Origin of the sequence: Oligosphaera ethanolica (assembly GCF_030814695.1) — a bacterium.
In the GTDB taxonomy this organism is placed as follows: domain Bacteria; phylum Verrucomicrobiota; class Lentisphaeria; order Oligosphaerales; family Oligosphaeraceae; genus Oligosphaera; species Oligosphaera ethanolica.
This window is the reverse complement of sequence record NZ_JAUSVL010000001.1, coordinates 1632463-1654879: the sequence shown is the minus strand read 5'-3', so window position 1 is coordinate 1654879 and position 22417 is coordinate 1632463. Positions and strand designations below refer to the sequence as shown.

Sequence of the window (22417 nt, the reverse complement as noted above, 5' to 3'; positions counted from 1 at the left end):
AAGAGGCCGAGGAACACGAATAGAGTCGCCGTTTTACCCAGGGCGGCGCGCGCTTTCAGCGTGCTTGCCCTGGGCTGGTATGTTTCGCGCTTTCAGCGCTTCTGCCGCTTCGCGGCAATGAAATGCCCTGGGTGAACCAATGGTCTTTGTCGCGGACGGATCGTATTTTCGTGTTATCGCGGACGGATCGGTCTGATTGGACGGATCATTTTTTCGTGTTATCGCGGACGGATCGGACGGATCGGACCGATCATTTTTTCGTGATGTCGCGGACGGATCGGACGGATCGGGCGGATCCGATGACTAGATCCGTCCGATCCGTCTGATCCGTCGGATCCGTCGGATCCGTCGGAAGATTGGCCTGGGATCACCCCTGGAAGCGTTTGTCGAGTTCGCTGTAGGTGATGTGCACCATGGTTGGGTGGCCATTGGGGCATGCGTATGGCATGGTGCTGCGGGCGAGGCCGTCGAGGAGGGCGCGGATTTCCAGCTCGCTGAGTTCTTCTTTGCCGCGGTGGGCATGGCGGCATGCCGCCTGGGCGATGTGGATGGCACTCTGGCGGTTGGTGACCGAGCTTTGGCGGAGGTCGTCGAGGATATCACGCAGGGCCTTGGCGATGTCCTGGTTGGGATAGGCGGGGGGCACGGCGGTGATGAGGAAGGTGGTGCCGCCGAAGGGCTCGATGGTGAAGCCGAGGGTGTCGAAGTGGCCGATTTCTCGGCGGAGGAAGCGCGTTTCTTCCAGGCTGAGATTGAGGGTGACGGGCAAGAGCAGCTGCTGGCGGGTCTGGCGTTGGTCGTTCATTGCCGCGAGGAGCCTCTCGAAAAGAATGCGCTGATGGGCGGCCTGGAGATCGACCACGACCAGCCCCGTGGGCGCTTCGGCCAGTACATAGCGTCGGCCCAAACGGCCGCAAAGCCGCAGCTGCGCGAGGTCTTTGTTCACCGGCGGTGCAGGACGCAGGCCGGCGTTGGGCGCGCCGGGTGTGCCGGTGGCATTCGCCTGGGGGCCGGGTGCGGTAGGCATTGTTCCCTGCGTCGGAGTGGCTGCGCCGGTGGCATCCGTCTGGGGGCCGGGCGCGGTGGGCGTGGTTGGTCCAAATGCAGTTGGTGATGCCTCCGGCGTGGCCGTTGCGGGCGTTCCGAGTATGGCTGGCGCGGTTCCCGGCATTGGCGAGACCGCATGGGCGGGATTGGCCAGGACGCCGGGCCGGGCGGGAGGGCGCGTATCTGGGAAAGTTGGCTGGCCGGCAAGTTGGTTGGCAGGCGCAGGGTCCGGGAATGGCGTCGGCGTGGGCGGCGCGGGGTGAAAAGCGGACACTGGGGGGAACGGCGCTGCGGGCGTGGGCGGCGGTAATGATGTCGCGGCCGCGGTTGGAGCTGCGGGATATGGCGTTGCGGCCGTCGTGGGCGGTGGCGGCGGGAATGGGGCGGCAGCGGTCATATCTGGCTCATCGTTCTCATTGCCGGTGTCATGCGCATTGCCGTCTGGCGGGAACGCGTGGTGATTGGCGGTGCCGATGCCGGTGGTGGCCATGGGCAGGCTGACCTGTCGTGGGGCGTTGATGGGCATCGCCGGCGGCAGGGCGGCGCCGGGTGAGCTGCTGAGGTCGATGACTTCTTCGCTGCCGCCGGGCATACTGCGCAGAGCGCGGCGGATGGCGGCAGCGATGATGTTGCCGGTTTCGCGCGGATCGCGGAAGCGCACTTCGCGTTTGGCGGGGTGGATGTTGACGTCCACGCGTTCGGGAGCGAGGTCGATATAGAGTACGGCGCCGGGATAGCGGCCTTTCATGACCAGAGTGTCGAAGGCGTCGCGAATGGCGAAGAAGACCGTTTCGGCGGCGGCGGCGCGACCGTTGATGAAGACACGTTGTTCGCGGCGCGATGAGCGGGTGAAGCCGGGACGGCTGACGAAGCCACGGACGAAGACGCCGTTTTCCTCGTAGTCCACGGGCAGCATGGCGGCGAAAGACTCCTGACCGAGCAGCATGGCGACGCGTTCGCCGAGTTGGGTGCAGGCGTTGGCACGCAGCTGTTCGCGGCCATTGAGGGTGAGGGTAAGCGACAGTTCCGGGCGGGACAGCGCCAGCATGAGCAGCATCTCTTCGATGTGGCCGTCTTCGGTGTCCGGCCCTTTCAGGAAGCGCCGGCGGGCGGGGAGATTGGCGAAGAGCTGGCCGACGCGAATGTTCGTGCCTGGCGCACAGCCGCATTCGCGGACATCGCGGATGGTCCCGAAGTCCACACTGACCTCGGTGCCGGTGACGCTGTCGGCCTGGCGGGTTTGCAGCAGGAAGCGGCTGACCGAGGCGATGCTGGGGAGTGCTTCGCCGCGAAAGCCCAGGGTGCTGATCTGGCCGACGTCGCCATCGCGCGTGATCTTGCTGGTCGCGTGGGTTTCCAGGCAGAGCAACGCGTCGTCGCGGTCCATGCCGCAGCCGTTGTCGATCACTTGGATCATGCGCTGACCGCCTTGTTCGGCGTTGACGCGGATGCGGGTGGCGCCGGCATCGATGGCGTTTTCCACCAGCTCCTTGACGACGGACGCCGGCCGTTCGATGACTTCGCCGGCAGCGATGCGGCCGACGATTTCGGCTGGCAGGACGCGGATGATGCTCATGGTGCTGGCGGCTCCTCGTGCTGGTCGTGACTGTGAGCGGCGCTGAAGGCCTTCAGGCGGACTTGCAGGAGGGCGACTTCGGCGGGGGTGACGCCGTCAATACGCGAGGCTAGGCCGAGGGTCGCTGGCTGACGTTTGCAGAGTTTGCTGACGGCCTCGGCGCTCAGCCCGGGGAGATGAAAATCGAAGTCTGGGGGGATTTTCCAGTTGTCGAGTTTGCGCAGCGCCTGAGCCTGCATGTCCTGGTGGGCAATATAGCCGGCGTAGCGCGCTTCGATGGTGAGCTGTTCGTGGACGCGCGGGCTGAATTGCGGCAGGTCGGGGTGATCGGCGTAAATGAAGTCGGGCTGCTTCATCAGCTCCCAGAGATTCTTGCCGCCGCAGCGGATGCCCTGGATGACCTGGCGGGCTTCGGCGATGTCCTTTTCGAGGGTCTGTACGCGCTGGTGCTCGCTGGCGCTGGCCAGGCCGAATTGGTAGCCGATGGCGGTGAGGCGCCGGTCGGCATTGTCCTGCCTGAGACTGAGGCGGTACTCAGCGCGGCTGGTGAAGAGTCGGTACGGCTCGGCGATGTCCTTGCTGATCAGATCGTCGATCATGACGCCGATGTATGCTTGGTCGCGGCGCAAGGTCAGCGGGCCACTTTGGTCGGCGACGCAGCGGGCGGCGTTAACGCCGGCGACCAGGCCCTGCGCGGCGGCTTCTTCGTAACCGCTGGTGCCGTTGATCTGGCCGGCGAGGAAGAGATTGGGCCAGCGGCGCAAGGCCAGGCTGAGGTCGAGCTGATGCGGGAAGACGAAGTCGTATTCGATGGCGTAGGCGTAGCGGCTGATCTGGGCGTTTTCCAGCCCGGGGAGCGAGCGGACCATCAGCCACTGCACGTCTACGGGCAGACTGGTGGAAATGCCGTTGAGGTAATACTCGTCGGTGCTGTCGCCTTCGGGTTCGAGGTACACGTGGTGGCGGGGGCGATCGGCGAAACGCACGACCTTGTCTTCGAAGGACGGGCAGTAGCGGGTGCCGACGCCGTCGATGCGGCCGGAGTAGAGCGGCGAGCGGTCGAGGTTGTCGCGCACGGCTTGGGCGGTCGCGTCGTTGGTGTAGGTGATGTAGCAGGGGCGCTGGGCGAGCGACAGGGCGTCGAAGACGGGTACGGGCGCGCTGGCCGCCGGCCGGAAAGAGAAGCGCCGGCGAGCTGGGTCGGGCCCCTGCTGCGTCATGGCGCTGAAGTCGATGCTGCGGCCGAGGACGCGCACTGGCGTGCCGGTTTTCAGGCGACCCATTTCCAGCCCGAGGCCGTCGTGGAGGTCCTTGGCGAAGGCCAGGGCCGCGGCGTCGCCGGCGCGGCCGCCCGGCCAGGAACTGAGGCCGTAGTGGAGTTTGCCGCCCAGGAAGGTCCCCGTGCAGATCACGGCGGCGGCGCAGGGCCAGCAGTCGCCAAAGACCGTCTTGACGCCGCAGACGCGGCCGTTGGCGGTTTCCAGGCCGACGACTTCGGCTTGGTGGATGCTCAAATTGTCCTGTCGTTCGAGGACGAATTTCATGCGCTTCTGGTAGAGCATGCGGTCGCATTGTGCGCGTGGGGAGAGCGCGGCGGCGCCCTTGGTGTCGTTGAGCATACGGAACTGAATGGAAGTCGCGTCGGTGTTGGCGGCCATTTCGCCGCCGAGGGCATCGATTTCGCGTACGACCTGGCCTTTGGCGATGCCGCCGATGGCGGGGTTGCAGGACATCTGGGCGATGTGGTCGTTGTTCATCGTCAGCAGCAGCGTGCGCGCGCCGAGGCGGGCGGCGGCAAGCGCGGCTTCGCAACCGGCGTGGCCGCCGCCGATGACGATGACATCAAAATGAGGCAGGGTGCTTGGCATGGATTCCTGACGTGGCGAGGCGGACGTGAAGGGTTGGGATGGCGTGCGTCGCGGGGTGCGGCGTGGCGCTGGCGTTCCGGGCAGCGGCCACGCTGCGGCAGGAATGACGATGGGGTGGCCTGCTGCTGCGTGGCCGGGTTGATAACTCTTGGCGGCAAGCGGCGGCGGGTGCTGGCGGCTACTGCGCCGGCCTGCTCTTGCCGCTGCCGTGACGGCTGCTTATGCTTTGGTGACCTTGAGGAAACGCTGGTAGGCGCCGTTCCAGGCGTCTTTGTCCTGCGGCTGGTAGCTAACGGCATCGGTGCTGGCGCGGATGATGTCGCGGCCCTGCTGGAGGCTGGCGATGTCGCCGGTGGCGATGGCCTGGCCGATGATATTGCCCAGCGCGGTGGCTTCGACGGGGCCGGTCAGCAGCGGCCGCTGGATGGCATTGGCCGTGAATTGGTTGAGAATGATGTTCTTGCAGCCGCCACCGACGAGGTGCAGCAGCTCAATGGGCTTGCCGCTGATGGCCTCGATTTCTTCCAGCGACTGGCGGTAACGCATGGCCAGCGACTCCAACGCGGTGCGGAGAATCTGTCCGGGCGTCTCGGGCTTGGGCTGACCAGTGGCGACGCAGTACTCGGCGATGCGCGCGGGCATGTCGCCGGGAGCGATGAAGCGCTGGTCGTTGGGGTCGATGAAGGAGCGGAATGGCGCGGCGTCAGAAGCCATGGCGTCGAGCTCATCGAAGGTGTATTTGAGGCCGCGGCGCTTCCATTCCGTGCGGCATTCCTGGATCAGCCACAGGCCCATGATATTTTTGAGGAAGCGAATTTTGCCGCCGACGCCGCCTTCGTTGGTGTAGTTGGCTTGGAGGCCCTTGTCGCTGATCAGTGGCTGGTCGAGTTCGATACCGAGGAGGCTCCAGGTGCCGCTGCTCAGGTAGGCCCAGGATTTGTCGCCAGTGGCCGGCACGGCCGCTACGGCCGACGCGGTGTCGTGGGAGCCGACAAGGATCACGGGGATGGGGCCGCATTTGAGTTCTTCCTGCAAGGCCGGCAGGAGGGTGCCCACGCGGGTGCAGGCCGGCGTGATGGCCGGGAAAAGACTGCGTTTGACGCCAAGGGCGTCAATGATGGGCCAGGCCCAGTCGCGCGTGGTGGGGTTGTAGAACTGGGAGGTCGTGGCGATGCTGTACTCGGCCGTGGCGTCACCGCAGAACAGGTAGGTCAGCGCGTTCGGCATGAAGAGCAGCTTTTCGGCAATGCCGAGGCTGCAATCGCCATCGCGGACGGACGCGGCCAGCTGGAAGACGGAGTTGAGGCTCATGAACTGAATGCCGGTCTGGCGGTAGATGTCGTCGCGGGAGATCTTGGCGAAGGCCCATGGCATGACGTCGTCGGTGCGGCTGTCGCGATAATGGCGGGGCATGCCCGCGAAGAAGCCGTTTTTGTCGATCAGGGCGTAATCGACGCCCCAGGTGTCGACGGCGATGCCGGCGAGCTCGACGCCGCTGTCCACGGCTTTTTTGAGGCCGATCTTGAGTTCATTGAAGAGGCCGAGGAAGTTCCAGAAGAGACCGCCGTTGATGGCGATGCCGCCATTTTCGAAGCGATGCAGTTCTTTCAGGGTGACTTTGCCCTGGTCGATGCTGCCGAGTATGGCGCGGCCACTGGAGGCGCCGAGATCAAAGGCCAGATAGTGCTTCATGATAAGTCTCCCTTGGGTGGACGTTTGCGGCTGGCCGGCGGGGCTCAGTCCGTGTCAACGTGGTGGAACTGCGAGGACCAATGTTGGCCGGGCTCATAATCTAAGACCAGGAACGAGCCCGTCAATGTGAGCGAGCCAGCACAGAGAACTGCCGAGCGATTGGGCAGGGCGTAAGCGAATGGGTCGTGGATGTGTCCGCAGAGGAGGACGTCCAACCGACCGGCGGTCAGATGCTCGAGAATGGCGTCGGCACCGGCGAGCGCGCGCCGTGCGCCAAGGGGCCGGCCGTCGGCGTGGCAGGGCGGGAAATGGCCGATGCCGACGCGGATGGCCCCGGCGGGGCGCGGCTCGCTGAGGATGGCCGCCAGGCGCGCCTCCTCGTTGTCACTGAGGCGGCCGGAGGAGCGGAGCATGCCGACGGGTACGGCGCCTGGGATCATCACCAGCTGGGCGTCTGTGCTGGTCATGGCCAGCGGCAGGTCGGCGAGCTGCCAGCGGTGGCTGTTGAGCTCGTGGAAAGACGCCGCCAGGGCGCGACGGCAGGCCTGGTCGCGCACATAGACGTCGTGGTTGCCCGGCACGTAGATAAAGCGATCGCCAGCGAGCTCGCGAATGGGCCGGAGCCAGTCGCAGGCAAGAGCAAATTCCTCCGGCGAACCAATGCTGCTGAGGTCACCACTGCAAACCACCCAGTCGGGGCGGAGTTGCTCAAGGCGCGAGGCCAGGCGCTCTACGCGCTCGGGCCGGCAGGCATGGCGCCGGCGCAGCAGGTAATTGAGCGCGCCGAGGAGCCGTTTGTCAGTCAGTGCCGCGGCGCTGCGCGGGAAAAGCCCGGCGTGGATGTCGGAGAAATGGACGATTCGCATGGTGATATCCGGCAGCGCCAGGGGCGGAAAGGGGATCCGTTTTCGGCCGTGGGCTATTTGTCGCCGATGATCTGCTGGACCTCGTCGGCGACAGTGGCAAATGCGGTCGGGTCGCTGTTTTTGAGCAGTCCAGCAAGTTCGGTTGCTTGTGTTTTGTTGAGTTTGCGGAGGAATTCGAGTTGGTTTTGCATGTAGTACTGGCCGCTAAGATTGGCGACTTCGTCCTGGAGTTCCTGTGGCGCGCCGAGTTTTTGCAGGAAGCCCGTGATAGGGGCGAGGTAGGCGCCGCGAGCCAGCAGGAAATTGGCGCTGAGTTGGCCGACCTCAATCGGCGAGAGACTCTCGGTCTCGGCCAGCTTGTGGTTGATAGCCTCAAGCTGCGGGAAGAGTAGCTGGTCGATTTCAAGACTGCCTGTCAATTCTTCAATGCGGTCATTGCCGTCTTTGTCGACGACCTGGCGGACGCGTTTGATGTTGACTTTGTCGTATACGACGCTGTCGATCTGCCATTTGATTTTATCGCCCAGAACGGGCATTTTGATTCCGGCGAGTTTTTCTTTGGAGTTGCGGATCAGCTTGTAGTACTTGTCGGCATCGTTGAGGACCTTCGTCCACAGCTCGGCCCAGTTCCTGGTGGCGGGGTCATTGCTGGCAAGCATGGGCGAGAAGAGAATTCGGGCGCCGCTGAAGTCCATTGCGTTGGTTTTCTGCAGCATCTGGTCGCGCAGGGCGGCTTTCTGCTCGTTGAGCCGCTCAAGCTGGCGCTGGGTTTCGGCTTCGGCTTCGGCCTGGCGCTGGGCCTCCTCCTCGGCTTTTTTGGCCTCCTCGGCCCTCTTGGCTTCTTCGGCGGCGATGCGCTCGGTTTCAGCCTTGGCGGCCAGCGCCAGCGCCTGCCAGCGCTCCTTTTCGGCGGTGATGTCGGCCTCGCGGGCCTGCGCGAGGGCTTTTTCGACGTACGGCGCCGCGACGGCGAGGAAGTCGTTGTAGCCAGCTTTGTCGGGAGCCATGCTTGTCGCCAGGCGATTGAGTTCGGCAAAAATCTCATTTTCGGGCTTCTGGCTGCTGATCATCGCCTTGACGATGGCGACGCCGTCCTTGGTGCCGCCGTCTGTCGCCGCGCCACCGGCCTCGCCGCTATCGCCGCTGGCGCGGGACATGGCGAACCAGGCGCCGCCGCCGCCCAGGGCGAGGAGGAGCACGACGGCGCCAATCAGCATGGGCATTTTGCTTCTGGGCTTGTCGGTGACCGGCGCAATGCTCTGCGAACTGCCGCTGTCGGCGTCGTCAGCAGGCGTGCTGTTGGTAGTGCTGGGTGGCGTGCTGTCAGTGGCACCGGGGGCTTTGGGCGTGGCGCTGAAGGTCATTTTCTTTTTGGGTGTCGGCGGTGTCGCGTGGCTGTGGCTTATGATTGATTCGGAGCCATTGGGGACGGCGAATGGGTTGTCGCTGTCGCCGTCGATGGGCAGTTGGGCATCGGGGGCCGCGTTATGGGCGGGCATTCTGCCGGCTTTGACCAGCTTGAGGTCAGCGGCGATGAGGTCGTAGTCCGGGTAGCGCTGTGCGGGTCGTTTGGCCATCATCAGTTCAATCATTGCGGCCAGGCCGGGGGGAGCGTCCGGCGCGACCTCAAGCAGTGGCGTCATTGGCTTGAAGATATGCTGATTGACGATCTCTTCGGGTGTTTGTCCTTCCACTGGAGATTGGCCACTGACGAGGTGATAGAGGGTGCAGCCGAGGCTGTAGATGTCGCTGCGCGCGTCAGGCGAATAGCCGAACAGAAGCTCTGGCGCAATGTACTGGGGCGTGCCGAACAGTTCGGAACTGCCATCGGGATTGGTTTCGGTGATCTTGCGGGCCAGACCGAGGTCGGCCAGCTTGGCGTGGCCGGTGTTGGCCATCATGATGTTGTCCGGCTTGATGTCGCGATGGACAATCTTGCGCTCTTTCCAGGCGAAACCCAAGGCGGCGACGACGTCGGTGGCGATGTCGATGACCCGCTCTGCTGGCAGCCGGCCTTCCTCGGCAAGAGACTGCTTGAGGGTCTTGCCGTCGATATACTCCATGGCAAAATAAAACAGGCCGTTTTCGCTGTTGACGGCATAGGCCTGGACGATGTTCGGGTGATTGACGGCGGCGGCGGCCCGGGCCTCGCGAATAAATGACTCGATGAAAGCTGCGTCCGCGGCAAAACTGGGCAGGAGGACTTTGATGGCGACGTCCCGGTCCAGGGTCGCCTGGTGGGCCAGGTAGACCGTGCCCATGCCGCCGACGCCGAGTTCGCGCTTGATAATGAAATCGCCGATCAGTGCGCCGGGCGACGTTGTTGACAGCGGCGCCGTAACTGCGCTTTCACACTGCCCGCATTGCACTAGCTCGCCGGGGTCACAATCTTCAATGTCCAGGATGGCTTGGCAGTGGCTGCATTGAAATCGCACGGCTGAGGACCTTTCTGCCTGACCGGCGTCGACAGGTGCGAGCGCTTTGGTCGGGATGAAAAAACAGGCTCGGAGGGAACGAATATACCGTCGCCGGCGGCGAACGGGCGCACAAAATAGAGTTCGTGTATTATATTAGCCAAGTTTCGTCTGTATGGCAACTCCCGTACGCAGTTTTGGGCGTGGTTGTCGTTCTGGAAAACCAAGAAGCAAGGGGAATCACGATGATTGTCACCACCAAAGATCTGTTCAAAGCCGCCTATGGCAAGTACGCGATTGGCGCGTATAACATCAACAATCTCGAGCAGTGCATGGGCCTGTTCCGGGGCAATATTGACAGCAAGGCGCCCTTCATCATCCAGATCAGCAAAGGCTCCCGTTCCTACACCAACAAATTGATGCTGGAAGGCATCATCCGCAGCGCTGACAAGGTCTTTCCCGAAGCCGTTTTTGCTGTGCACCTGGACCACGGCGACGAGGCCACCTGCATGGATTGCATCCAGAGCGGCTTCTATAGCTCGGTGATGATTGACGCTAGCAGTGAGTCTTTTGACAAAAATATCGAGATCACCAAGCGCGTGGTCGACGCCGCCCATGCCAAGGGCCTGGTCGTCGAAGCCGAACTCGGCCAGCTCGGCGGCGTGGAAGAACACGTGTCGGTCAGCGAAGCCGACGCAAAGCTGACGGACCCCGCCCAGGCGAAGGAATTCGTCACCCGCACCGGCGTGGACAGCCTCGCCTGCGCTATCGGCACCAGCCACGGCGCCTTCAAATTCACCGGCACGCAGGGCCTGCACTTTGACGTCCTGGCAGAAATCCAACGCCAGCTGCCCAACTTCCCGCTGGTCATGCACGGCTCCAGCTCCGTCCCGCAGGAGGAAGTCGCCCGCATTAATGCCGCTGGCGGCCAAATCGCCGGCGCCAAGGGCGTTGACGACAACCAGTTCGCCCAGGCCGCGAAACTCGGCGTCACCAAGATCAACATCGACACCGACGGCCGTCTGGTCTGGTGCCGCGTCCATCGCGAGCATTTCCGCGACGACCCGAAGGACTTCGATCTGCGCCCCGCCGGCAAGATCTTCATGACCGAATATGCCAAATTCATCGCCGCCAAAAACGTCAAACTCGGTAGTGCCGGACAGCTCCCCAACGTCCGCCAGATGCTCGGTATCTGATGATCAGGCAATAGCGCCGCCACCGGGAACTTACCTGTTGACGGTCTGATGAATAACCGCGGCGGTTACGGCTGATAAGCTGTGACCGCCGCGGTTTCTTTTTTCTCACGCGAAGGCGCGAAGTCTTTTTGTTCTCACGCGAAGGCGCGAAGGCGCGAAGGCACGACGTCTTTTTGTTCTCACGCGAAGACGCGAAGGCGCGAAGGCACGACGTCTTTTTGTTCTCACGCGAAGGCGCGAAGGCGCGAAGAAGGCAAATACGGGCGGCGTGTCTTGCCGCTGTGCGGCAAGTCCCGCCGCCGATGGCAAGACGCAAAGAATGGGCCGTTTACGCGAAGGCACGACGTCTTTTTGTTCTCACGCGAAGGCGCGAAGGCGCGAAGAAGGCAAATACGGGCGGCGTGTCTTGCCGCTGTGCGGCAAGTCCCGCCGCCGATGGCAAGACGCAATGAATGGGCCGTTTACGCGAAGGCGCGACGTTTTTTTGTTCTCACGCGAAGGCGCGAAGGCGCGAAGAAGGCAAATACGGGCGGCGTGTCTTGCCGCTGTGCGGCAAGTCCCGCCGCCGATGGCAAGACGCAATGAATGGGCCGTTTGCGCCAAGGCACGACGTCTTTTTGTTCTCACGCGAAGGCGCGAAGGCGCGAAGAAGGCAAATACGGGCGGCGTGTCTTGCCGCTGTGCGGCAAGTCCCGCCGCCGATGGCAAGACGCAATGAATGGGCCGTTTACGCCAAGGCACGACGTCTTTTTGTTCTCACGCGAAGGCGCGAAGGCGCGAAGAAGGCAAATACGGGCGGCGTGTCTTGCCGCTGTGCGGCAAGTCACGCCGCCGATGGCAAGACGCAATGAATGGGCAGTTTGCGCGGATGTGCGGCAAGACACGCCGCCGATGGCAAGACGCAATGAATGGGCAGTTTGCGCGGATGTGCGGCAAGACACGCCGCCGATGGCAAGACGCAATGAATGGGCAGTTTGCGCGGATGTGCGGGGTCTGTAGCGGCACGGAATGCCGTGCCGCGGAAAGCGTTTGGTGTTGTTTGGGTGCCCTTTCGTGTCTTGTGATTCGCTGGCAGTTGTTAGCGGCCAGTCGGGAACGTTTATGTTTCTCCATGCAATTTCAAAAAAATGGTTGAAAAGATGCGGGTTTCGAGGTAGTTTTTCGCCCGTCATTAAGGCCGGCCCACCCAACCTGGGGGGACCCCCTCCCAATAAGGTAAAGAAGAATGCGGGAAGGGATGAACGGGGGTGCGAGGAGGGGCGAGTGCAAAATCCCCTACTGGTCGTGGTGCGCAATTTGGGGTTGGTATTCTTTTGTGGGTTAATCAAGTTTGCATGGTAAGCGGGCGCCGATGCTCCGTCATACATGGTCGCTTTATCGCGAAGTAAAAATCTCCAAGCAAGGGAATGATGCTATGAAGTTTGCAGGCAAGTGCGCGGTGATCAGTGGTGCGGCCAGAGGCATTGGTCGGGCGACAGCGTTGAAACTGGCGGCAGAGGGCGCAAAGGTCGCGCTGTTGGATATCAATGCCGAGGGGCTTGATGCGGTTGCTGAGAGCATCCGGTCGGCCGGCGGCACGGCCCTGTCCAAAGTGGTCGACCTAAAGGCGCAGACTGAGGTCAAAAGCGCGGTTGCCGATATTTTGGTGGCTTTTGGCCAAATCGACATCCTAGTGAACTGTGCCGGCGCGGGTTGGCACAAGAATGTCCGTTTCAAAGACCTTCCCGATGGCTCCTGGGAGTGGATCTTGGATTTGAATGTGAAAGGCACGATGTTCCTGACCCAGGCGGTGCTCGGGAATATGGTGGAACGGCAGTACGGCAAGATCGTGAATCTGGGGTCCATTGCCGGCAATGTCGGTCTGCCAGGGCTGGCGGTGTATTCGGCCAGTAAGGGAGCGATCACGTCGTTTACCAAGGCGCTGGCCATGGAGCTGGGCAGCAGCAATATCAATGTCAATTGCATCTCGCCCGGGCTGATCGCCAGTGAAGAAAGCAAGGGCAAAACCGAGGGCAATTACCTGGAACGCTGGGGCATGCCCAGCGAAGTCGCAGATCTGATCCTCTTTCTGGTGTCGGAGAATGCGTCCTATATCACCGGCGTGGACTACCTCATTGACGGTGGGCGGGTCATCGGCCCACGCATGCGCTGAGGAAGAACGAGCGGACGGACGGTCTTTTTTCGCGGACGGATCAGACGGATCGGACGGATCGGACGGATCGGACGGATCGTCGACTTGATCGGTCCGATCGGTCCGATCGGTCCGATCGGTCCGATCGACATTATGTAGTTGTCGGTTATCGGCTCACTGGATGCCGTATTCGTTGAGTTTCCGGTGTAGGGTGCGGCGGCTAATATTGAGTTTGATGGCCGCCTGTGAGCGGTTGCCGCCGCATTCGGCGAGGGCCTGGATGATCAGGTTTTTTTCATTGGCCTTGATGTCCAGCGGATCGGCGGTCGTGGTTGTTGCGGGCGCATCGCCGTGATGGTCGTTGGTGCCAGAAAGCTGTTCGCCAACGGCCTGGCGGATGTCTTCGGGGACATCGTTGAGGGTGAGGGTGCTGCCGCGGGCGAAAACGACCATGCGTTCGACGCAGTTGCGTAGTTCGCGGACATTGCCGGGCCAGTCGTAGGTGTCGAGGACTTTGACGGCTTCGGGGCTGAAGCCGTCGATGGCCTTGTTGTTTTCACGGGCAGTTCGTTTGAGGTAGAAATCCAGTAGGAGCGGGATGTCTTCGTGCCGTTCGCGCAGGGGGGGCAGAGCGATATTCACCACATTCAGACGGTAGAACAGATCTTCGCGGAAGGTGCCGGCGTCGACCATGGCTTTCAGGTCGCGGTTGGTGGCGGCGATGAGTCGCACGTCTACCGTGATCGTGCTGCCGCCGCCGACGCGTTCGAAGTTGCGGCTTTCGAGTACGCGCAGGAGTTTCACCTGTGTTGCCGGGGTGATTTCGCCGATTTCGTCCAGGAACAGCGTGCCGCCGTCGGCTTTTTCGAAGCGGCCGATGACGCGTTCATTGGCGCCGGTGAAGGCCCCTTTTTCGTGTCCGAAGAGCTCGCTTTCCAGGAGGTTTTCATTGAGGGCGGCGCAGTGGATGGCGATGAACGGTTTGTCGGCGCGGGAGCTGAGCCGGTGAATAGCCTGGGCGAAGAGTTCCTTGCCGGTGCCGCTTTCGCCGGAGAGCAGCACGGTGGAGCGTGAATCGGCAACTTGGCGGACGGCGGCGAACACCGTGGTGATGCGTTTGGAGCTGCCGATGATGGCGTCGAGGCCATCGCGGTTGCCGAGGCTGTTGCGTTCATCGCTGGCATTGGCGCGTTGGCGGAGCGTGTCCAGGCCGCGGGCGATCATCATTTCGAGATTGTCGAGATTGACGGGCTTGGTGAGGTAGTCGTAGGCGCCGATTTTCATGGCTTCGACGGCGGTCTGCACGGAGCCATACGCCGTCAGCATGATGATGAGGGGCGGGTTTTCCATGCTGGCGGCCTTGCGGGTGAAGTCCATGCCGTCGAGGCCGGGCATGCGGAGGTCGGTGAGGACGATGTCGACGGCGTGTTCTTTGAGCAGTGCGAGACCGCGGAGGCCATCTTCGGCGAGGAGCACCTCGTATTGGTCGGCGAGGGCGCCACGCAGGCCTTCGCGGGTATTGCGTTCGTCGTCAATGATGAGGATAAGGGGTTTTTCGAGGCTCATGGCTGCGGATTGTCTTCGGGCTGAGGGGGCGGGCTTTGTTGGAGCTGGCGGGTGACGCGGGCCTGCCGTGGCAGGCTGATGGTGAAGGCCGCGCCGCGGCCCGATTGGCTTTCGATGGCCAGTTCGCCGCCGTGGGCGCGGACGATGCGGTCGACGATGATCAGGCCGAGGCCGGTACCGCTGTTCTTGGTGCTGTAGTAGGGCTCGAGAATGCGGCTGAGTTCCTGTTCGCTGATGCCGCGGCCGCTGTCCACGAATTTGAGGTTGACGTAGAGGTCATTGACGCTGCAGGCGATATGCAGCTGGCCGCCGTCGGGCATGGCCTGGATGGCGTTTTTGACGATATTGAAGAACGCCTGGGTGAGCTGGTCGCGATCGCCAAGCAGGCTGGGAATGCTATCGGGAAAACTGATATCGACTTGGATGTTCTTGTCTTCGATTTCCTGGCGCATGAAGCCGATGGCGGTGGCCAGGAGTTGGTGGAGGTCCAGTGGCCGTAGCTGGGGGGGGACGGGGCGCACCGCGTTGAGGAAGTTCTTGACGATGCCGTCGAGGCGGCGGACTTCCTGGCTGGCGATAGCGAGGTGTTCGGCGGCGCTGGCTAACTCAGGTGCGGTTGAGGAGTTTTTGCTGAGGGCGCGCTGAAGGAGTTGGAGGTGTATGCCGAGGCTATTGAGGGGATTTCCCAGCTCGTGGGCGACGCCGGCTGCCAGTTGGGTGATGGCCTTGACCTTCTGGGTTTCGACGTGCTTCTCGTTGGCCAGGCAGACGTCGGTGACATCGTGGAAGATGAGCGTGGCCAGTGGCAGGCCGCTTTTAGCCATGTCGGGCCGTTCGGCGACCGGCATGATGTAAAAGGTCAAGAAGCGGTGTTCGGGGTAGAACACTTCCATTTCCCGGCGGGAGAAGTTGCCCCAGGCATTGGGGTCGGCGCTGAGCATTTCATCCCAGTCGAGATGTTTGATGAAGCGGCCGATGTACTGATCGACATCGCTGGGACCGATGCCCAAGAGCGTCTCGCAGGCGCTGTTGACGAAGCGGATCTTGAGCTTGTTGTCAATGACAATGATGCCCTCGCGGATCGTGTTGAAAATGCCTTCGAAAAAGCCCTTTTCGTTGATCAGGCGCAGCAGGTAGGTCTGGAGACTGGACGGGTCCAGGCGGTCCATGCGCTCCACGAGGCGGTCGTAGAAATTTTTGCTTTTGTGGTCCATGGCGAAGGCCGGTTGCGGGTTGCTCATGGGCGCTGATTGCCGGCGTTGGCGGTGCTGTCGCTGCCGCTGCCGTCGTCGCAGCAGTTGGCGAGTTGATCTTGAGCGGCGATATCCTCGGGTTTTCGGCGGTCGACGCCGGCGACGGTGTAGATGACAGTTGAGACGAGGCAGAGCCAGATGAATGAGCTGCGATAGATTTTGTGGGTGATGGCGATAAGGGTCAAGACCAGCATGAGGATGCAGAGCAGCAGCTTGGCGCCGCGGGGGATGCATGGCCAGATGCTGCGGGCGAAATGGCGGTAGGGGACGCTTGAGATCATGAGCACGCTGGTGAGGAGGACGACGGCAGCGGCACCCAGGCCGAAATAGGGGTGTTCGAGGTTACGGGCGATGAGCACGGCCGATCCGGCCAGCATGGCGCCGGCGGGCGAGGGCAGGCCCTGGAAGATGCCGCCAGGCATATCTTTGGTGGGATGGAGAAAGCGGTAGAGGCGGTAGATGAGGCAGGCGACGAAGAAGACAGCGAGGGTGAGGGCGGCCCATGGCGGCACCAGTTCTTCGTAGTTGGCCAGGCAGAAGAAGATGATGCAGCCGACGGCGAGGCCGAAGCTGGTGGCGTCGGCGAGGTCGTCAAAGACCGGTCCGCGTTTGGTCGAGCCGTATTTGCGGGCCATGCGGCCATCAAAGAGATCGAAGAACTGGCCGAGGAAGATCAAGACCAGGCTGAGGATGAATTTGTGCTGCCAGGCCAGGATGATGGCGGCGATGCCGCAGAGGAAATTGGCCAAGGTGAATGAATTGGCGTACCAGATGTCCGGGATGACCTTGCAGTAGCAGGACAGAAAGGCCAGGATCACGCAGGCGCAGGCGAGGGCGTTGACGAATGGCGGGGTGATGAGCCAGAAGGGGTCGATCTGATTAAGCGCGATGGCAGAGAGCAGGATGGTTGTCAGCGCGGTCTTGGCCTTGCCGAAGGAATTGGCGGCTTTTTTCTGCGAGATGAGGCGCGATGCCTGGCCGAGGGTGTCGATGATCAGGAAAGTGCCGACCAGCCAGGGATTGATGGGCGTGGAAATGGTGCTGCCGACGGAGAAGTAGATAAGCGGCGGGAAGTACATGCACTTGTCGCTCAGGGGGTCGAGCCACTTACCGGATTCGGTCATGAGGCTGCAGTTGCGGGCGATGGTGCCGTCGCTGAGGTCGGTGATCATCCAGAAGGCGAACCAGAGGATGGCGCCGGGCCAGTTGCCGCGGTAGGCCAGCCAGATGCTGATCAGCCCCATGGGAATGCGCATGAGTGAAATGGCGTTCGGGTGCAGGAGGGGAAAACGCCGCACCCAGGCGCGGCCGCGGGGATTGCGCGTGACGCCAATGACGGTTATTCGCTCCAGAGCGAGCATGAGGAGGACAATAGCGGTAATGAGCCAGAATGTCGTCATAACGGAAAATGCTTTCGGGCTGGAGCTGAATTAGGCGCGGCGTCAAAAGCATTTATATAATACCCGGAGGGCCAATTTTCCAGCTGAGAGGCAGGGATGACAGTACTGCCGGCGGGCAAGACAAGGCCCGGCGTCGCGGGGGGGGCGGTGATGCCGGGCTGCCGGAGGGGAGGAGGACGATCGCCCGCGGCGCGGATCGGGGCTGGGTGGCGCGGCGCGGTTCGGGTAGTTCAGCGGCGCCCGCCGCCGGGCCCGCCACCGAAGCCGCCGCGGCCGCCGAAGCCGGCGGGGGCGGTGTTGGTGATGTCGAGGATGGCCTTGATTTCATCGGCTGCTTTACTGCCGGCGGCCTGTTCGATGAGGATGTCGCGGACGGATTGGGAGAGCTCGGTGATGGCGCGCTGGTTTTCCCAGATTTCGCGGCCGCTTTCCATATCGCCATTCATGGCATTGAGTGCCAGTTCGTGGTTGGTTTGGAGAAGGGCGCGGTAGTCATTGACGGCTTCGCGCTGGGCGTCGTTGAGGCGGGCGGTGTTAATTTTGTCGAGGTAGTCTTCGCGTTTGCGTTGTTGCTCTTCGGCTTGTTTGCGGGCATTGTCTCGCCAGGCCATGATTTGTTCATAGCGTTCGGGGTCTTCTTCGCGCAATCGTTCCATGCGTTCCTGCATGTTGCCGCGGCGGTCGTTGCCGCGGTCGGGGCGGCGGCGTTCGGGTTGATCTGGGCGTTGCTGGTCGGCGCTGGCGAGGGCGTCTTTGAGGGCAACGATGTCCTTGTCCTTCTGTTCCAGGAGTTTCATGAGCTTTTCGTTGCTCTCGTCGTTTTCCGTATCGCCGTTGTTGGCGATGGCGTTGAGGCGGGCCTGGAGGAGTTTTCGGTCCTCGTCTGCGGCAGTTATCTTGGCGAGGGCGTCGTCGCGTTCTTGGCTGAGGGTGGCGAGCTGGTCTTGCAAGCTGCTGTTGTCCAGATAAAAGAACAGCGCCGAGGCGGCAAAACATAGATTCAGGGCGATAAGGGCAATAACGATTTTCTGCTTGTCCATGACATGTACCTCGTCGTTGCGGTTGTACGCAGGGGCTTCGCCAGGGTGGCGACGGGTCGAAAGAGGGGCGCAGTCATATAACGGCGAAACGCGCAAAAATTGTTTTTGCGACCCTCGCGGGCCACGACGAGTGGTCTGCGAGCGGGCGCGGTGGGGCGCGGCGTACCTGGCCGGTCAGGAAATTTCCTTCAGGCGGTATTTTTGGGTGCCGCAGCCGAGTGCTTCCAGGGCGTCGACGATGACGTAGGGATTTTTGCCGTGGATCTGCTCGAAAAGATGGCCCTCGCCGTTGAGCGACATGCCTGGCGGCAGGCTGCCGGGGATGAAATGTTCGCTGCGGATAAGATCGAGTGCGGCCTTTTCGATGGCGACGATGTCGGTGCCGGCGATGATGCCGATGTCGGGGACGAGGCTGGGCGTGGTCATACCCCAGCAGTCGCAGAAGACGGTGATATTCTGCAGCAGGCTGATGAAGAGCGTGCGTCCGGCAGCGAAGGTCTTGAGTATTTCCGCGCTGGCGCGGGCCATGCCCTCCTGGAATGCCTGGTAGCCGTTGCCAGACATGGTGATGGCCTTCTGCGGGCAGATGAGGATACAGTGTTGGCAGAATTTGCAGGCGTGGTAATCGACGCAGAAATTGCCGTCGTCAGCGAAGGTCAGGGCGTGGTTGGGGCAGTGCTTGGCGCATTTGCCGCAGTGGCTGCAGAGGGCCGCGTCCCAGTCCAGGCCGCCTTCCAGCGCGTGGAGCTTGCGGCGGGTGGAGCCGACGACGGCGCCCATGGAGAGGTTCTTGGAGGCGCCGCCGAAGCCGCAGCAGCCATGGCCTTTGATGTGCGCGAAGTCCACCATGGCATCGGCGTCGACGATTTCGCCGGCCAGTTCGATCTCTTCCAGGCTCAGGTAGGGCGGCGTTATTTTCCGGCTGTAGAAGTATTTGTCAGCGGTGCCGGCGACGGGGACGATCTGGCAGCCGATGGTTTCGGTGGTGTAACCCCGTTCGGCGGCATGGCGCACGGCGCTGGGGCTGTCGCAGACAAAGACCTCGCCGGCGCCGGCGCCGTACAACGCCTGGACGAGCTTGCGCACCAGGTAGGGATGGACAGTGGAAAAGCCGTAGCCGCCACCGAGGTGCATCTTGACAGCGACGCGGCGCTGAGTGGCGATATTGGCCAATGGCAGTGCTGCCAGCAGGCGTTCCCACTTGGCGCCGATGCTGTTCTGGGGTTCGAGATTCTGGCTGCCGTAGGCGGTAAAGAAAATATCGGCGGTCTTTTTCATGTATTCTCCAAGGGTGAACGGGGCTTACTCGCGGTTGCTAGCGGGTGAGGGCGGCGCTGCGCTGGCAGTGTCTGCAGAGCCCTTGCCGGCGGCCGGCGCTTGTGAGCGCAGCTGGCCGCAGGCGGCCTGGATGTCCTTGCCTTTGCGGCGGCGGAGGGTGGCGTGGACCTTGCGGCTGAGCAGCAGCCGGAGGAAGCGCTCGCAGAGCTCGTCGTCGGGCGCGCGGCATGGCCCGCTGTCGTTGTTGCAGGGAATGAGGTTGACTTTGGCGTGGAGGCGGTGGGCGATGTCCACCAGGCGCGAAGCGTCTTCGGGCTGGCAGTTGCGGCCATCGAGGAGGATGTACTCGAGGGTCATCATGCGGTTGGTCTTCTGCATGTAGTACTCGCAGGCGGCGAATATGTCTTCCAGCGGGTTGCGCTTAGCCGGCGGGATGATTTTGGCGCGGGCCTCGTCGTTGACGGCATGCAGGGACAGTGCGAGATTCCAGGGTGTCTGCAGCTCGGCCAGGCGCCGGATGGCGGCGGGCACGCCGCTGGTGGAGATAGTGACGTGCCGGGCGCCGAGGCCCAGGCCGTCAGCTGAACACAGCAGCTTCAGGGCTGCGACCAGCTGGTCGACGTTGTGCAGGGGCTCGCCCATGCCCATTACGACCACGTTGTTGACCAGGCGGCCGACGGCGCGGCTGGCCAGGATGACTTGGTCAAGAATCTCGGCGGAGCTGAGATTGCGCACCAGGCCCTGTTTGCCGCTGGCGCAGAAGATGCAGCGGACGGCGCAGCCGACCTGGGAGCTGATGCATACCGTGTCGCGTTCGGGAGCACGAATCAGCACCGTCTCAATGGTTTCGCCATCGCCGAGTTGCGACAGCCACTTGATGGTCTCGTCCGTCGCTTCCTGGGTCTTGAGCGGCGTTAGCGTGAAGGCCCGGAAATGCTCGGCGAGGGACTGGCGGAGCGCCAGCGGCAGATTGGCCATGTCGTTGAAGTCCACGGCATGTTTTTTGAACAGCCAGTCCTGGATTTGCTTGGCGCGGAAAGCGGGCTGTTGCCGTTCGGCGAGCCACTGGCGGAGATCGGCGTAGCTGAGGTCTTTGATGGAGGGAAGCATGGGATGATCCTTGGCTCGGGGCGGGGAGGGGGCTTATCGTCGGCTGCCGCGAAACAGCTGCAGGCGGGCGGGGGGGGCGTCGGGATGGCGTCGTTCCGGAACGCGCTGGATGGCCAGGAGGGACTGACGCCCCGATGGCTGTTGTGTGTGGGTGGAGCCCGGCCGGAAGCACAGCTGCAGGCGATAACGCAACTTCGGGTCAACTGCCGGGCTGATGGGCTCCCAGTTGTGCGTGGGCACGGCCGGACTGCGGGCACTTAGCACGTAGAGTGTCGCTTCATCCGTGGGAAGCTCGTGCACGGGATTGCTGATATTGACGATAGGCTTGTGCAGATAGAAGGTCTCGACCTGATAAAAGTCGTTGGAGTGCAGATAAATGCGCGGAATGTCCCGTCGCAGCTGATGGAAGGTCGTTGCCGGCGGCGGCTCGGGCGGCAGGGCTGTATCGGGATCGACGCCGGTTACCGGCTCCAGCAGGGGCTGACCTAGCCCGGCAAGTGCCAGGCCGGTGGCGCGACGGCTGTCGTGGAGCCAGTTGTCCAGGGGATAATACAGGAACATGACGACGAGTCGGAAGGCGAAGACACACCAGAGAATGCTGCTACGAAAAGTCCGCTTGCTGCCGGGAGCCAGGATCTGAGTCCAAAGTAGCAACATGGTAATTAGCAGCGCCACCGCGAAGAAGACGGGCCAGCGTCGCGAAAAATCGTCAATGCTGATCAAACCGGTGGTGACCAGGCACCAGAAGGCGGTGCCGGCGGCAGCCAGCGCGAAGGCCAGCCAGGCACCAGCGTGGAGGATGCCGATGAGAACATGCTGATAACGGCGGATGACGATCTCGAAATGCACTCCGATGAGGATGGCCATGGCCCCGAACACCGGCAACAGCAGCAGTGGCGAAGCGCCGGGCAATAGCCACAGTGCGAAGACGTTGCAGAAAATGATCGTACGCATGTAGTTGCAGGCGTTGCTGTCATTCTCAAACTGCCGCAGGGCCAGGCAGAAGGGTGACCAGAAAAAGAAGGCCCAGGGCAGTAGATAAACGATGCTCTTGATGGGGAAACTGACCAGATGGCTGAAAAAGCGGGTGCCGCTTTCACTTTCGCTGGCGCCAGCCATGATGGTGTTCCAGCTCAGGAAGGGCTGGCCTGGGATGACGTAGAGCCAGGTGCCAAGCAGCAACAGCAGGAGAGTGAAGGTAAAAACGTGCGCCGGCCCCTGCAGACGATGGAAGATGTTGAAGGGACGATGAAGAAACAGCAGGGGAAAATAAAAGAAAAAGAGCGCCTTGGCGCCTACAGCCAGCACAGCGACGAAGACCAGCCCGAGGGCGATGCCCCAAGCCCTGTACCATTTTTTCCCTTGCTGGCCGTAGTAATACCAGGCCGCCCAGGCCGCGGTGAGCAGCAGCGCGTGTAAAATTTCGCTCTGGGCACGGCAGCCAATACGGAAACTGGCGAGGGAGGTCAATACCACTGCGGCAGCTACGGCGCCGGCAAAGGCGCTTTGGAGGCGCCGCGCAATCAGCCCGCAGAGCAGCGACAGGCCCAACAGCGCCAGTACCGCCGGCAGGCGGACGCTCAGCGTGGTCGGCGTCTGAAATCCGGAACAGAGCACGACCAGCCAGGAATACAGCGGAAATGCCCGGACGGGGCGGCCTTGCAGGTGGGTCTGCAGAAAGCGCCCGCTGGCGACCATGTCCTGAGCGAAGGCGGCGTGGAGAGCCTCGTCGCTGGCCCGCAGCTCGTGGATGGTCAGACAGCCGAGGTACATCACCAGCGTCAGGACGATGAGTAGCACCACGCTGCGGGTTGATGGCTGGCGTTCAATATAGAGCATAGAGCATGGTCGGTTGGGGCGGCTGCCGCTGGCAGAGGCCGGTACAGTGAGGCAAGGCAAGAAAGTGAGGCGAGGCAAGAAAGTGAGGCGAGGCAAGAAAGTGAGGCCATCAATGCACTGCGCCGGTGCGGTTGGGAGACC

At 62.5% G+C, this 22417-nt stretch carries 14 protein-coding genes; 2 read left to right on the top strand and 12 right to left on the bottom strand.

Annotated elements, in window-relative coordinates; genetic code table 11:
• Positions 1-367: 367 nt before the first annotated feature.
• The 5 genes from mutL to J3R75_RS05470 form a co-directional block, all read right to left on the bottom strand.
• Positions 368-2623 carry a DNA mismatch repair endonuclease MutL gene (gene mutL / locus J3R75_RS05490; RefSeq protein ID WP_307260368.1) on the bottom strand — a complete coding sequence of 752 codons (2256 nt, stop codon included), beginning with the start codon at positions 2621-2623 and terminating at the stop codon, positions 368-370.
• Positions 2620-4491, bottom strand: a complete 1872-nt coding sequence (gene mnmG / locus J3R75_RS05485) for a tRNA uridine-5-carboxymethylaminomethyl(34) synthesis enzyme MnmG (RefSeq protein ID WP_307260367.1) — start codon at positions 4489-4491, stop codon at positions 2620-2622. The genes mutL and mnmG overlap by 4 nt, the downstream gene beginning before the upstream one ends.
• Positions 4492-4710: 219 nt before the next feature.
• Positions 4711-6183 (bottom strand): rhamnulokinase, encoded by a 1473-nt coding sequence (locus J3R75_RS05480; protein ID WP_307260366.1) that lies wholly within the window; start codon positions 6181-6183, stop codon positions 4711-4713.
• A 44-nt stretch (positions 6184-6227) separates the two neighbouring features.
• Complete coding sequence (locus J3R75_RS05475) at positions 6228-7049, bottom strand: metallophosphoesterase family protein (protein WP_307260365.1); 822 nt, start codon at positions 7047-7049, stop codon at positions 6228-6230.
• A gap of 53 nt (positions 7050-7102) precedes the next feature.
• On the bottom strand, positions 7103-9484 hold the full coding sequence (locus J3R75_RS05470; protein ID WP_307260364.1) for a serine/threonine protein kinase: 2382 nt from the start codon (positions 9482-9484) through the stop codon (positions 7103-7105).
• A gap of 224 nt (positions 9485-9708) precedes the next feature.
• Between J3R75_RS05470 and J3R75_RS05465 the strand changes: the two genes are divergently transcribed.
• Positions 9709-10659, top strand: a complete 951-nt coding sequence (locus tag J3R75_RS05465) for a class II fructose-bisphosphate aldolase (protein WP_307260363.1) — start codon at positions 9709-9711, stop codon at positions 10657-10659.
• 1414 nt (positions 10660-12073) lie between these two features.
• Entirely contained in the window at positions 12074-12811 is a 738-nt protein-coding gene (locus J3R75_RS05460) for an SDR family NAD(P)-dependent oxidoreductase (RefSeq protein ID WP_307260362.1), read from the top strand.
• A 153-nt stretch (positions 12812-12964) separates the two neighbouring features.
• Here J3R75_RS05460 and J3R75_RS05455 read toward each other — a convergent pair whose 3' ends face one another.
• From J3R75_RS05455 to J3R75_RS05425, 7 genes are all read right to left on the bottom strand, one after another.
• Positions 12965-14356 (bottom strand): sigma-54-dependent transcriptional regulator, encoded by a 1392-nt coding sequence (locus tag J3R75_RS05455; protein ID WP_307260361.1) that lies wholly within the window; start codon positions 14354-14356, stop codon positions 12965-12967.
• Positions 14353-15597, bottom strand: coding sequence for a two-component system sensor histidine kinase NtrB (locus tag J3R75_RS05450; RefSeq protein ID WP_307260360.1), 1245 nt, complete (start codon positions 15595-15597; stop codon positions 14353-14355). The genes J3R75_RS05455 and J3R75_RS05450 overlap by 4 nt, the downstream gene beginning before the upstream one ends.
• On the bottom strand, positions 15594-17009 hold the full coding sequence (locus J3R75_RS05445) for a CDP-alcohol phosphatidyltransferase family protein (protein ID WP_307260359.1): 1416 nt from the start codon (positions 17007-17009) through the stop codon (positions 15594-15596). Before J3R75_RS05445 ends, J3R75_RS05450 begins: the two co-directional genes overlap by 4 nt.
• Positions 17010-17239: 230 nt before the next feature.
• Complete coding sequence (locus tag J3R75_RS05440; protein WP_307260358.1) at positions 17240-18049, bottom strand: hypothetical protein; 810 nt, start codon at positions 18047-18049, stop codon at positions 17240-17242.
• A 174-nt stretch (positions 18050-18223) separates the two neighbouring features.
• The gene (locus J3R75_RS05435) at positions 18224-19327 is read right to left on the bottom strand and encodes a DUF362 domain-containing protein (RefSeq protein WP_307260357.1); all 1104 of its coding nucleotides are present in this window, start codon (positions 19325-19327) and stop codon (positions 18224-18226) included.
• A 24-nt stretch (positions 19328-19351) separates the two neighbouring features.
• Positions 19352-20437 (bottom strand): dual-specificity RNA methyltransferase RlmN, encoded by a 1086-nt coding sequence (gene rlmN / locus J3R75_RS05430; protein ID WP_307260356.1) that lies wholly within the window; start codon positions 20435-20437, stop codon positions 19352-19354.
• 33 nt (positions 20438-20470) lie between these two features.
• Positions 20471-22276 carry a glycosyltransferase family protein gene (locus J3R75_RS05425; RefSeq protein WP_307260355.1) on the bottom strand — a complete coding sequence of 602 codons (1806 nt, stop codon included), beginning with the start codon at positions 22274-22276 and terminating at the stop codon, positions 20471-20473.
• Positions 22277-22417 lie beyond the last annotated feature (141 nt).